An 11894-nucleotide genomic window follows, 5' to 3' on the forward strand; every position below is an offset into this window, starting at 1 on the left:
TGGGGGATTAAAAATGGTAGCCGCTCAAAATTATGGCTTACCCAACATTGTCGTTCCGAGAAGAGACAATATGCTGGGCGGCTGTAACTATAGCAATGGTAAAATAAAGCTTTTTGTGGTCTCTTTATCTAAAACCCCTGCGTGAGTATAGACAATCTGGCCAGCTCGGTTAATGAAGGCAGTATAAGGAACGACATCCAGTTCGTTACCGTAATCCATAGCTACCCTAGGGGCTTTTTCTTCGCTCACGAGGATGGGATAGTTAATGCCATACTCCTTGATAAATGCCTTGACTTTATCGGGCCTGTCGATGGCTACTCCGATAAACTGGAGTCCCTGCTCTCCCAGAGAACGCTGTAACTCAATAAACTCAGGAATCTCCTCTAGGCACGGTGGGCACCAGGTTGCCCAAAAATTGATAACCACTACCTTGCCATCCCACTCCCGGATATCATGCTCGGTGCCATGGGCATCTGGAAGTTTAAACACTGGCCGAATGGGTCCCGTAGTAGGACGATCATCTTGCTGCGTTTGGTATAGAATATATCCCCCAATTCCGGCTAATAGGGCCACGGTGAGGATTAAAGGCCAGCGGATAATTTTATTCAAGACTATGCTCCCTTGGATGTCTGCTGCGCTAGCAAAGTGTTTACCTGTTGTAAGTGTCGCAAGAACTCTTCCGGCGAGGCTTGGCCAATAAGTCGAACTTGTCTAAGTTCTCTTCCGTCCGGCCCAAAAAAGAGTATTGAGGGGGGACCATAAAGAGAAAGTTGATTAAGCAGTGCCTTATCTTGGTCGTCGTAGGCGGTGACATCAGTTTGTAACAATAGGGTATTGCGAAGCGCATTTTTCACTGTGGGATCGCTAAAGGTAGTGGCTTCCATTCGCTTACAATCCACGCACCAATCAGCGTAAAAGTCTAGCATAACCAAACGCTCTCCCGCTCCTTGGAGTGCAAGCTGGAGTCCCTGGATGCCTTTTACAGGCTGGAAATTTAGGCTTTCAGTGCTGGTTGGCGTATTGGCTGATCTTGCTACGGTTAATCCTCGCAGGGGCTGCCACTCCGTGCCTCCGCCGCTCGCAGCGCCTATGATGAGCAAGGTGCCATAAACTAAGGAGATGAGTCCCATTCCCTTCCACAGTCTGCTCCAGCCAGTAGTATCCGGCCCTAGCGCTTCCAACGCACCGAGATAGACGGCGCCAATAATAAACAGTGCTCCCCAAAGGAGCATGATGATCGCCTGGGGTAGGATGCGCGAGAGGAGCCAGATAGCCACGGCGAGCAATAAGACCCCAAAGAGATACTTGATCGGTTGCATCCAACTACCGACATGGGGCAGAAGTTTGCCCGCCGAAGCGCCGAGGAATAGTAGAGGCGTTCCCATCCCCATGCTTAAGGCAAATAGAGCCGAACCGCCTAATAAGGCATCCCCGCTTTCGCCAATATAGATTAAGGCGCCTGCCAAGGGGGGGGCGACACAGGGGCCGACAATAAGGGCCGAGAATAAGCCCATTAGTCCCGCTCCTAGCAGCGTGCCCCCTTTTTGTTTCTGGCTGAGGCGAAGCAGCCGTGTCTGGAGACGGCTAGGTAGCTGGATGTGATACAAATCAAACATAGAAAGAGCCAGCAGCACAAAAATTAAGCTGGCGCCAATTAGAATGCCGGGATGCTGGAAGGTAGCTTGCAGGTTTTCTCCAAGCAAACTGGCGACAATGCCCGCCACGGTATAAGTGAGCGCCATGGCGAGGACATATGCAAGGGACAGCATAAAGCTGCGCCAAGTCGTGATATTTTTGCCTTGACCAACGATAATCCCTGACAAAATAGGGATCATAGGAAAGACGCAGGGTGTGAAGGACAATAATAATCCAAAGCCGAAGAAGGCGGCTAAGGTAAGCCAGATCTGGTCATTAAACAGGGTTTGAACGATACGGTCTTGAGTAGATAGGGCAATAGCGGGAGATTGTTCCGGGGTTAGACCAGAATCTGCTTCTATGGAGCCCGCTTCATCAATGGAAGGCGAAGGTAGTTCCAGGCTAATCCTCTGCGTAGCGGGGGGATAGCAGATTCCGTGAATTTCGGAGCATCCTTGCAGGGATGCCTCTAGGATGACCGTCTCGGGCGTCGTGCCTTGCCGGTTCAGCTTAATGGGAATTTGGAGTTCGGTTTTGCCTTCATAAACCTCCGTGGTACCGAAAAATGGATCCTCTTTGACCTTGCCAGGCGGTAGTTTCGCCGTGGATACCTTAACTTCCGGCGTATCCAGTATTTGGAAGGCGAATTTATCCCGGTACAGATAATAGCCCTCGACGATATTCACCCGGGCTATAATGGTGTTGCCGTCTTCTACTGCGGCATTGTAGATAAAAGCCTGGTCAACTTTCAGCAGCGGAGGTTTTTCCGCTTCCCCGAGCCCCAGCCGGTCTAGCAGGCCCGCAGTAGCTGAAGTATTGCCGAGTAGCATTAAAGCCAAAGCAAGGAATATTCTCATGATAATTGGCGTAACTCTTTATCTATCCAATGCAAATAGCCATCCAGGCCCCTGCCGATAGGGACCGCAATAATTTCTGGAAGTTCATAGGGATGCTGTTCCTCTATGAGCCGTTCCAGTGCCGAGTAATGAGTAGCACGGGATTTTATTAATAGCAAACATTCACTGTCCGTTTCGATTTTTCCCTGCCAACGGTACACTGATGTCAGTCCCGGGACAATATTTACGCAAGCGGCGTGCCGTTTCTCCACCAGTCGGGCCGCAAGTTTTTCTGCCGTCTCTTGGTCGGGACAGGTGCAAAAGATAAGCTGATAATCCTCATCGTTGGAGCTAGACATGGCGTATATTTTTCCAGGGCTGTGCGAACATAAGAGAGACGGCTATTCCGTTTGAGAAGATCCTTCTTTTCTAAAAGCGGGATTCGCCGCGGTTGTTTCTGGTACCGATTGAGCCGCTCCAGTAGTTGGATTCGGCGGTTGAGGGGAGGGATTCCTTCCCGTGGTCGCTTCCCCTGCGTTTGGAGTAAGGGGATATCCTAGCCCTGTGGGCATATTTTCTGGTCTGGGCCAATCGGTAAATGGAAACGGCCGTTCCTCGGTATTGTAGGTTAAATATAGCAACAAGTGATAGATATAGGCGGATACTTGCCTGCCAAAGGTGACGGCCCGTTCATTGCTACCGCCAGTAATCAGGTTATAGAAGATGAGGAATATAACTGCCGCCCAGACTGCAAACTCGGCAAGGGTATAGGCCACGGCGAATAGCATCATGAAGAGGAAGCGTTTCCAGAAAGCTGGGTTTTTTAAGTTTTGGGTAAAATTGCTATCTTCTTTATTTGTCATCAAAAAGTCTCCAATTTATCTCATTTACAGGTATTTTAGCTGCTTGTTATGATATAACAATTTGAATGCCTAGTGAGTAAGATAAATATCAAATCGGGTGGTTTTGCTCTCAATTGAAAAATCTGGTTTTACTCCCGCCAGGAAAACTCCTGGCCGGGGACGCTTGACAACTACCCGTTGCCGCGCGCATTCCAGGGCCACTTCGAGGAGTAGAGGGGCATTCTCATCTTTACCTGCCAGGATACGCAGTAGGCGCATTTCCTTCTTGACCAGGGCGCTTTTAGTGCGTTCAGGATACATGGGATCGAGGTAGACAACGTCCGGAAAGTCCTGGGCGTTGAGGGTACCCATCCAATCTACGGCGTTCGCTTGCATTAATGTCATTTGAGCGATGATGGGGGCCGTTTCAGGGGTTTTCCGGGCGCGTGCCAGACCATCTTCTAGCAATGCTCCGATGACGGGCGATTGTTCTATTAAACGCACGGGACAACCTAGCATAGCGAGGACAAAGGCGTCCCGCCCCAGGCCAGCGGTAGCATCCAGCACATCGGGACAGACGTTCCCCTTGAGGCCGATAGCGCGCGCCAGTGGCTGCTTGCGTCCTTCGCCCTGGCGACGGCGGTAGCCCATGGCTCCCTTGACGAAGTCTACAAAGAGAGGGGCTCCTAGCTCAGGGTGGTGGAGTTCCAGACGCTGGGCACTCAGGACCAGAGTTATAGTGGGCCGGCCCAGGTTCAGGGGAGGCGTAAGCAGAGGGAGACCCAGCCGGCAGGCTAACTGGCGGGCAGCGTTTAGCTGCTCTAGGCTGTCAAAAGCAATACCAGCGTTTTGCAAGTCTAGTGACGGGTGATTTAGTGGGAGCCTGGAGGAAAAACCCCGCCTCTAAGCGGAGTTTTTCCTGTATTTATAGGATCTTATCGGTCAGTCGTCATCCTCGTCATCTTCGTCTTCATGCTTCTTTTTCATGGAGATTAGTTTATTTTTCTGCTCTTCAGTCAACACGTTGTTAACTTCACTGCGCTCTTCCAAGGCATTTTCTACCAGCTTATTGAATATCTCATTGTGTTTTTTGGCCACGGCACGTAGGGCATCTTCTTCAGTAGCCGGATTCATCAATCCTTTATAGGCTTCAGCCATGCTGTGGTGCATCTTTTTCATGAGAGCCTTTTGGACTTTTTGATGGTCTAGGTGGCTCCGCATGATGGTGCCTAATTGATTATCGGAGAGATTTAATTCTTCGGCTTTAGAGAGCACCGTGTGGGCATATCCTGAGTGGTGTTTTCCATGGTGTCCACGATGCTTCCCGTGATCATCGTCTCCTCCGGCCAAGGAGAGAGCAGGGAAGGTAAAGGCGAACATGAGGACAGAAACGGTTAGTAGTGCTTTTTTCATCTAAGACCTCCAAAAATTAGGGGGAATATAAAGATTCTTTATCGAATAGAGCAGCAGTGCATTTGAGTACCAACCTGCTTTCCCTGCTACCTAGCCAAGTGACTTGTCTGCAAGGCCTTTAGTTCCCTTAAGATTGGCATTACCGAGTTTAGCGCCACGGAGGTTAGTCTTATAAAGGTTGGCATGGGACAGGTCAGTCCATTCCAGGTTGGCAGCGGAGAGGTCGGCGCCCCGCAGGTCGGCTGCCTGTAACTTGGAGCTATCAAGATTAGCTCCCCGAAGTTTAGCGTTGATCAAATTGGCCCCCTTAAGGCTAGCGAGAATAAGGGTACACTCTTGAAGATTTGCATTTTCCAGATTGACCTGCTCTAGGCAGGCCAAGGTCAGGTTGGCGCGTTGGAGATTTACGCCTTTCAGATCGGCCCCTCGGAGGATAATGCCATCCAGATTAGCCTGCTGGCCTTCTTTCCCCCCAGATTGTAGCCACTGTTGATGAGCTGTAAGGATATCTCTGAGTTCGTTTTTATGAAGATGAAGCGTTTCTTCGTTAGGTGGTATCGACATTATCCTAGCGTTTAGTGGTTTCTGGTTTAAAAATAAATAAAATTCGCGCTTTCTTGTTGGCTGGTTTTGGTTTGAGCCATAGCGCTTGACTTATCACCAGGCAGAGGGCAAGCGATGGGGGATAATAATGGTTTTGGAGGTAACTTCAATATAGCCACCAGTGGCAAGATCTCCCATAATGCGGCTAACCATTTCCCGGGAAGCTCCTACTCTCTGTGCAATCTCTTGATGGGTAGGACGCTCTTCGATAATTAGTTTACCTCCTTTTTCAATGGCAAGGTCTAGAAGAGTGCGGGCTACTCGGCCGTAGACATCAAGTAATGCTAAATTTTTTACGTTTTCGGTCAGGGAGCGAACTCGCTGAGTTAAAGCGCAAAGAAGCTTAAGCGCAAAATCGGGATGCTCGGTAAGGCAGCGGTTAAAAATAGTTTTTGAAACCACCGACAAGCGGGATTTATCAAGGGTCATTACCGAGGCTGAACGAGGTCCTTTATCAAGCAACGCCAGTTCTCCAAAATACTCTCCTGCTTTTTGAGTCCGGAGAATGACTTCTTTGCCACCCTCATCGCTGATATACACTTTCACCTTACCGCTTAAAATGATATACAGGGAATCGCTGAGATCTCCTTCGTGAATCAAGATTGTATACTTCGGGTAAGTTCTAGTAACGCCGCAACCGCGAAGCAACTCCAGATCCTCTGGAGAAAACGCTATCGGGGATAGTATGTTTAAAGGCATTGTATGTCATCCTGCCGGGGTACCCAGCCGTCGTAGTTCAGATAGAAATATTCCTTCCTACAAACTACTGTATAGAATTATAGGCGATAACCCTATCCCTAACAGGGGAAAGATTCATGCCAAGGCTAGCTAAGGCCATCATGCTAGGATTGCTCACGGCATGGGTCGGCTTTCTGGCAACGATGGTACCTCCTCTGGGTCGCCTTGAGGTTGAGCTAGGACTGGCTTGGCTTTTCGAACTGCGGGGTTCCCGTGCCGCCCCGGAAGAGGTTGTTATTGTCACCATTGACAGGGAGTCCTCGGATTGGCTTGGTCTGCCCAATGAGCCGGATAAATGGCCGCGGGAACTTCATGCCCACCTGGTGCAGCGCCTTGTTCAGGAAGGCGCTGCGGTGATTGCTTTTGATATCATTTTCGATGAGCCACGCGATCCTGTCCAGGATCGCCTTTTTGCGGAGGCCATCCGGAAAGCGGGTAATGTGGTGCTCTTCGAATATTTAAAAAAACACCGGAAATGGGTTGCGATAGGAGGCAGGCAAGCAGAGATTGAAATCGAGGAGCGGGTCCCCCCTGTTCCCGAATTTGCCAGCGCTGCTGTTACATTAGCGCCTTTTCCACTCCCGAAAGTGCCCGCTAGGGTAAGCCAAGCCTGGCTTTTTAAATTTGGCGTACCCACACTGCCCGTTGCCGCCTTGCAGGTTTATGCACGCCCCTATTATGGAGATTTATTCCGTTTACTCAAGGAGGTGACCCCCGAGAAAATTCGGTGGTTAAAAAACGACTGGCGGTCCGTTCCAAGCCAACCTGCATTGATAGCGCTTGCTAGGCATCTGCGAGAATGGTTTCAGGGGGATGCTCAACTGCCACAAAGTCTATTGGCCCGCTTACAGAGTCCTGAAGCCCTGAGTCGTTTTCAGGGGCAATCAATTGTTGCCGCTTTGATCCGGGGCTTGAGCCAGGAAGAAAGCTTTTTTCTTGATTTTTATGGCCCGCCTCATAGTATTGTCACCTTCCCTTATTACCAGTTACTAAAAGAGAATGGCGGTGCTCCTTTGCCTGTTTCATTTAAGGGCAAAGCCGTTTTTGTCGGTTTTAGCGAGCAATTTCAACCTGAGCAGAAGGACGGGTTTTACACCGTGTATTCCCAGCCCGATGGCTTGGATATCAGCGGAGTAGAGATTGCGGCAACGGCCTTTGCCAATCTTTTGGAACAGCGAAGCGTGACCCCTTTGCCCCTTCCCCTCCATTACCTCATTATTCTGTTATGGGGAGCAGGGATAGGATTTTTTTTCCTTTACTTACCTATTTATGCCCTGCTTCCTAGCGCGGCGGTTTTAGGCATGGGCTATATGAGCGTAGCCCATCACTTGTTTACGGGTAACGGGCTATGGCTGCCTGTAACCGCGCCTTTACTCTGGCAGTTGCCATTAGGATTGCTGGGAGCCTTGTTCTGGCGGTATTTAATGATGGAGACGGTGATTAAGCCTTATCTCCCGGCGTGGTTTTGGCGGTGGTGGAAATGGCACTCTGAATCGCCACCGCCACAAATTGCCAACGGCATTTGTCTTGCCACCGACGTTCAGCAATATACTGCGCTTGCAGAACGATTTGACCTTGAGCGGCTGCGCCCGCTTCTTAATCGCTATTTCCGAAGTATTTTTGAACCCGTCAAGTACCGGGGAGGATTTATCGCTGATATCAAAGGTGATGCGATAATGGCTATCTGGGCGGATCTTATTAGCAAAGAGGACATTAGGGAGCAAGCCTGTTTAGCAGCCCTTGATATTGAGAAGGCTGTTGCGGAATTTAACCGTTGTACCCCCGAAGCCCCCCTACCTACACGGATCGGACTCCATTACGGCAAGATAGTCATTGGTAGCGTAGGCTCTAGCGAGCATCTCGAATACCGAGCGGTTGGAGATGTGGTTAATACGGCCAGTAGGATTGAGAATTTAAATAAGCTTCTTGGAACCCGCGTATTGGTTTCCCACGAAGTCGTTGTGGGACTAGAAAGTATTTTTACCCGAGAGCTAGGGGAATTTTGCGTAAAAGGCAGACAACAGCCTTTAGCGATTTATGAATTAATAGGCCGTGCAGAAGAGGTGAAGGAGTCTTTACGGCGTTACTGTAAGCAATTCGACAGGGCTCTCCAAGTGTTTCAGCGCCGCCGTTGGCTGGAGGCTCTAGAGGCTTTTAAGGCGTTATTGGCACGCTACGGTAACGATGGTCCTTCCCTTTTTTACTTACAATTATCTAAATATTATGCTCGAACCCCCCCGCCTGTTTCTTGGAATGGCATTATTAATCTGAGCAATGTGGAAGAACGCCATAATTTTGGTCAAGGCAGATAGTCACCGCCGGGCCTACTGAAAAAAGCTGGAAGAGATCTCTTATGTAGACTATTTATAAATTAATAAAGCTATAAAAAAGTAGGGTTCTCCTAAGAGAGGAGAGAGCCGGTATGCGCTTAAGATTTTCTGTGCTAGGGATAGCGCTTTTTGTTTTTGGGTTTTCCTGGGTAGGGGCGGATGAGCGTTGCGCCTCGCCGGTGGCGCAAATTGTTTCCCTCCAGGGGCGGGTGGAGGTCACTCCAGTGGACGAAAGGCGTTGGCGATCGGTGGGGTTGCGAGAGAAATTTTGCGCCGGAGACAGGATTCGCATCGAGGCTTATAGTCGTGCCTTGGTGCAGCTTCAAGATAATACTCTCCTGCACCTGGATGGGGGTACCCTAGTGACTTTTTCAGGCATTGAACCTAACAAGCCTTCCTGGTTTGAACTCCTGAAGGGCGCTATCCACTTAATCAGCCGTTTTCCCCATCGGCTGGAAGTCAAAACGCCCTTTGTGAATGCGGCGGTGGAAGGCACTGAATTTGCGATTCGGGTAGAACCGGAAAAAGCCTTGCTCTGGGTCTTCGAGGGGCGGGTCCTTTTTCACAATCCTACTGGCCAGCTCACCGTCACCAGCGGCGAGGCGGCGGTGGCCGAGGCCGGCCAAGCGCCGCGGCGGCGGCTGGTGATCCAACCCCGGGAAGCAGTGCAATGGGCGCTCTATTATCCGCCGCTCATTGATCTGCGTCCCAGCGTTTATCCAAGCGGTCCAGAAGCCCAAGGAATTCACGTGGCGTTGCGGGCCTATCGGGATGGGGATTTGCTCACCGCCCTGGGCCGCTTGGAACAGGTTCCGATTGGAGCGCGAGAGGCCAGCTATTTCACTTTGCAGGCGGCCTTGCTCCTAGTGGTGGGGCGCATCGATGAAGCCCGCCCCAACATTCAGCGTGCTTTGCAGCTCGATCCCGACCACGGAACCGCTTATGCCCTGCAAGCCATCATCGCCCTGGCGCAGAACCGAAAAGAGGACGCCCTTCGGTTGGCCCGGCAGGGGGCTAAGCTCGATCCCCAGTCCTCCATTCCTCAAATCGCCCTGTCCTATGTTTATCAGGGAAGGTTTAATATCGAGCAAGCGTTACAACATGCCCAGCAGGCTACCGAGCTTTTCCCTGGCGAGGCCCTTGCCTGGGCGAGGGTAGCGGAATTACAACTCTCCCTGGGTGATTTGGATGGAGCCGCCAAAGCCGCCCAACAGGCGGTAGCCCTCGACCCGGATTTAGCTCGGACCCAAACCGTGCGGGGCTTTGCCGAGTTGACGGCCATTGATATTGAGGAAGCCAAAGCGAGTTTTCAGCGGGCCATTGAACTGGACCCCGCCGATCCCCTCTCCCGCCTTGGGTTGGGACTGGCCAAAATCCGCCAGGGGGATCTCAAGGCAGGCACTGAGGAAATCGAAATTGCCGCCAGCCTGGACCCCAATAATTCGCTGATTAGAAGTTATCTCGGCAAAGCCTATTACGACCAGAAACGGGGAGAGGCGGCCGCAACGGAGCTGGCGATAGCCAAGGAACTCGATCCTAACGATCCCACCCCCTGGTTCTACGACGCCATTCGCAAGCAAACGACGAATAGGCCGGTGGAAGCCTTGCATGACATGCAAAAGGCCATTGAACTGAATGATAACCGGGCGGTGTACCGCTCGCGATTACTTATGGACCAAGATCTGGCCGCAAGAAGTGCGAGTCTCGGACGCATTTACAACGATTTGGGCTTTCAGCAACGGGGCCTATTGGAGGGATGGAAATCGGTTAACACTGATCCCAGCAACTACTCCGCCCATCGGCTATTGGCGGACAACTATGCGGCATTACCAAGGCATGAAATTGCCAGGGTAAGTGAGTTATTGCAATCCCAACTTTTGCAACCGCTTAACCTCACGCCCGTGCAGCCAAGCTTGGCAGAAAGTAATCTGCTTCTTTTAGAAGGTGCCGGTCCTTCAGGGCTTGCGTTTAATGAGTTTAACCCATTGTTCACGCGCAATCGCCTAGCCTTGCAGGCATCCGGTGTTTTTGGCAGCAATGATACCTTGGGTGATGAGGTGACTCAGTCGGGGCTGTGGAAAAATTTCTCTTATAGTGTGGGACAGTTTCATTCTGAAACGGACGGATTTCGGGAAAATAGCGACTTTGCGCGAAACACTTATAATGTATTTACTCAAGGGGCTTTATCTCCTAATACAAACTTGCAAGCGGAATTTAGACATGATGAGCGCATACAAGGAGATTTAGCTCTTAGATTTGATCCAAATTTTTCCAAAGTTCTTCGCGAAACCAGTCGTGTCAACACATACAGATTAGGAGCGCGGCATGCTTTTTCGCCTAACTCGCAGATTATAGCTTCATTAAGTTATCAAAACGTTAATGTTAAGCAAAAAACACAAACCCAAAGAACCATTTCCATTCCTACCCCACTTGGCCCGTTAGAAACAGAAATTCTGATTCCTACAGAAGCTACGATTAATAGAAATGGATTTATAGGCGAATTACAACATTTCTATACTAATGAAAAAGCCACGGTAATTTCTGGTTTCGGTCATATTAACAATGATGTTATTCAAAATGTCACTTTTCCTGAGAATAAACCGCCTTTGACTGAAGTTATTACCCACCCAGATATAAGAAAAGTTAACATTTATAATTATTCTCAGATCCGTGCTTTTGATAAGTTAACTGCAATACTGGGGTTAAGCATAGATTCTTTGGAAATAAGAGGTCAACTCGATAAAACTCAAGTGAACCCAAAATTCGGTCTAATTTGGATGCTGCATTCTTCAACGACTCTTCGGCTGGCAGGGTTTAGAAGCATGAGTACCACAAGAACTGCTAATCAGACTATTGAGCAGACACAGGTTGCTGGTTTTAATCAATTTTTCGATGATGTAAATGGGACCGATGCTTGGCGTTACGGGGCTGCGGTTGATCATGTTTTTTCTAAATATTTTTATGGAGGAGTTGAGTATTCAGAACGAAAATTAGATGTTCCGGTACTTATCTCCCAAGGTTCAAAGGCGCAATTCGTTAATTGGAAAGAAAAGACATCACGAACCTATTTTTATCTAACGCCAAATTCTAATTTTGCGGCAAGTATCGAATATTTTTTTGAGCGTTTTGACCGGCGCTCTAATCCGTTACGGACTGGAATTGTTGATGTGGCAACACATCGGGTTCCAGTAGGCTTAAGTTTTTTTCATCCTTTAGGTTTTTCGGCTAACCTCAAGGCCACCTATGTTAATCAATCCGGATTTTTCCAAAGACGTAATTCGGATGATATATTTAATGATCAGAGCGGGTTTATCGTTGTTGATATGAGCTTGAACTATAGATTGCCGAAAAGATTTGGAATTATTAGAGTAGGCTCAAAAAATTTATTTAATGAGAGATTTAAATATCAAGACATGGATCCAAATATGCCATTGTTTTTTCCGGAGCGATTTTTGTACACACAATTGACTTTGGCATTCTAAAATACAGATCGTACT

Annotated in this window: 10 protein-coding genes; 2 read left to right on the forward strand and 8 right to left on the reverse strand. The window is 49.3% G+C overall.

Translation table 11 applies throughout. From position 1 onward, the window contains the following. Positions 1–87 precede the first annotated feature (87 nt). From NOC_RS05735 to NOC_RS05770, 8 genes are all read right to left on the reverse strand, one after another. Positions 88–609 (reverse strand): TlpA family protein disulfide reductase, encoded by a 522-nt coding sequence (locus NOC_RS05735; protein ID WP_002809176.1) that lies wholly within the window; start codon positions 607–609, stop codon positions 88–90. Positions 610–611: 2 nt separating this feature from the next. Then, positions 612–2492, reverse strand: a complete 1881-nt coding sequence (gene dsbD, locus NOC_RS05740) for a protein-disulfide reductase DsbD (protein WP_002809046.1) — start codon at positions 2490–2492, stop codon at positions 612–614. Then, the gene (gene cutA, locus NOC_RS05745) at positions 2489–2830 is read right to left on the reverse strand and encodes a divalent-cation tolerance protein CutA (protein ID WP_002811756.1); all 342 of its coding nucleotides are present in this window, start codon (positions 2828–2830) and stop codon (positions 2489–2491) included. The genes dsbD and cutA overlap by 4 nt, the downstream gene beginning before the upstream one ends. 42 nt (positions 2831–2872) lie before the next feature. Continuing rightward, positions 2873–3334, reverse strand: a complete 462-nt coding sequence (locus NOC_RS05750; RefSeq protein ID WP_002808706.1) for a DUF4389 domain-containing protein — start codon at positions 3332–3334, stop codon at positions 2873–2875. Positions 3335–3403: 69 nt separating this feature from the next. After that, complete coding sequence (locus NOC_RS05755) at positions 3404–4168, reverse strand: class I SAM-dependent methyltransferase (RefSeq protein WP_002809432.1); 765 nt, start codon at positions 4166–4168, stop codon at positions 3404–3406. Positions 4169–4255: 87 nt separating this feature from the next. After that, positions 4256–4726 (reverse strand): Spy/CpxP family protein refolding chaperone, encoded by a 471-nt coding sequence (locus NOC_RS05760; protein ID WP_002809228.1) that lies wholly within the window; start codon positions 4724–4726, stop codon positions 4256–4258. 90 nt (positions 4727–4816) lie between these two features. After that, positions 4817–5290, reverse strand: coding sequence for a pentapeptide repeat-containing protein (locus tag NOC_RS05765; protein ID WP_002810186.1), 474 nt, complete (start codon positions 5288–5290; stop codon positions 4817–4819). Between the two features lie 93 nt (positions 5291–5383). After that, the gene (locus tag NOC_RS05770; protein WP_002809877.1) at positions 5384–6028 is read right to left on the reverse strand and encodes a Crp/Fnr family transcriptional regulator; all 645 of its coding nucleotides are present in this window, start codon (positions 6026–6028) and stop codon (positions 5384–5386) included. Between the two features lie 116 nt (positions 6029–6144). Between NOC_RS05770 and NOC_RS05775 the strand changes: the two genes are divergently transcribed. Both NOC_RS05775 and NOC_RS05780 read left to right on the forward strand, forming a co-directional pair. Then, complete coding sequence (locus tag NOC_RS05775) at positions 6145–8379, forward strand: CHASE2 domain-containing protein (RefSeq protein ID WP_002809799.1); 2235 nt, start codon at positions 6145–6147, stop codon at positions 8377–8379. Between the two features lie 110 nt (positions 8380–8489). Further along, positions 8490–11879 (forward strand): tetratricopeptide repeat protein, encoded by a 3390-nt coding sequence (locus tag NOC_RS05780; protein ID WP_002810207.1) that lies wholly within the window; start codon positions 8490–8492, stop codon positions 11877–11879. The last annotated feature ends 15 nt before the right edge of the window (positions 11880–11894 follow it).

This window comes from Nitrosococcus oceani ATCC 19707 (genome assembly GCF_000012805.1).
Taxonomy (GTDB): domain Bacteria; phylum Pseudomonadota; class Gammaproteobacteria; order Nitrosococcales; family Nitrosococcaceae; genus Nitrosococcus; species Nitrosococcus oceani.

Excerpts from the sequence above, each read along its gene's own strand:
- NOC_RS05750 (WP_002808706.1), bottom strand. The coding sequence starts at position 3,334 with ATGACAAATAAAGAAGATAGCAATTTTACCCAAAACTTAAAAAACCCA.
- NOC_RS05765 (WP_002810186.1), bottom strand. The coding sequence starts at position 5,290 with ATGTCGATACCACCTAACGAAGAAACGCTTCATCTTCATAAAAACGAA.
- NOC_RS05760 (WP_002809228.1), bottom strand. The coding sequence starts at position 4,726 with ATGAAAAAAGCACTACTAACCGTTTCTGTCCTCATGTTCGCCTTTACC.
- NOC_RS05775 (WP_002809799.1), top strand. The coding sequence starts at position 6,145 with ATGCCAAGGCTAGCTAAGGCCATCATGCTAGGATTGCTCACGGCATGG.
- NOC_RS05770 (WP_002809877.1), bottom strand. The coding sequence starts at position 6,028 with ATGCCTTTAAACATACTATCCCCGATAGCGTTTTCTCCAGAGGATCTG.
- NOC_RS05780 (WP_002810207.1), top strand. The coding sequence starts at position 8,490 with ATGCGCTTAAGATTTTCTGTGCTAGGGATAGCGCTTTTTGTTTTTGGG.
- cutA (WP_002811756.1), bottom strand. The coding sequence starts at position 2,830 with ATGTCTAGCTCCAACGATGAGGATTATCAGCTTATCTTTTGCACCTGT.
- dsbD (WP_002809046.1), bottom strand. The coding sequence starts at position 2,492 with ATGAGAATATTCCTTGCTTTGGCTTTAATGCTACTCGGCAATACTTCA.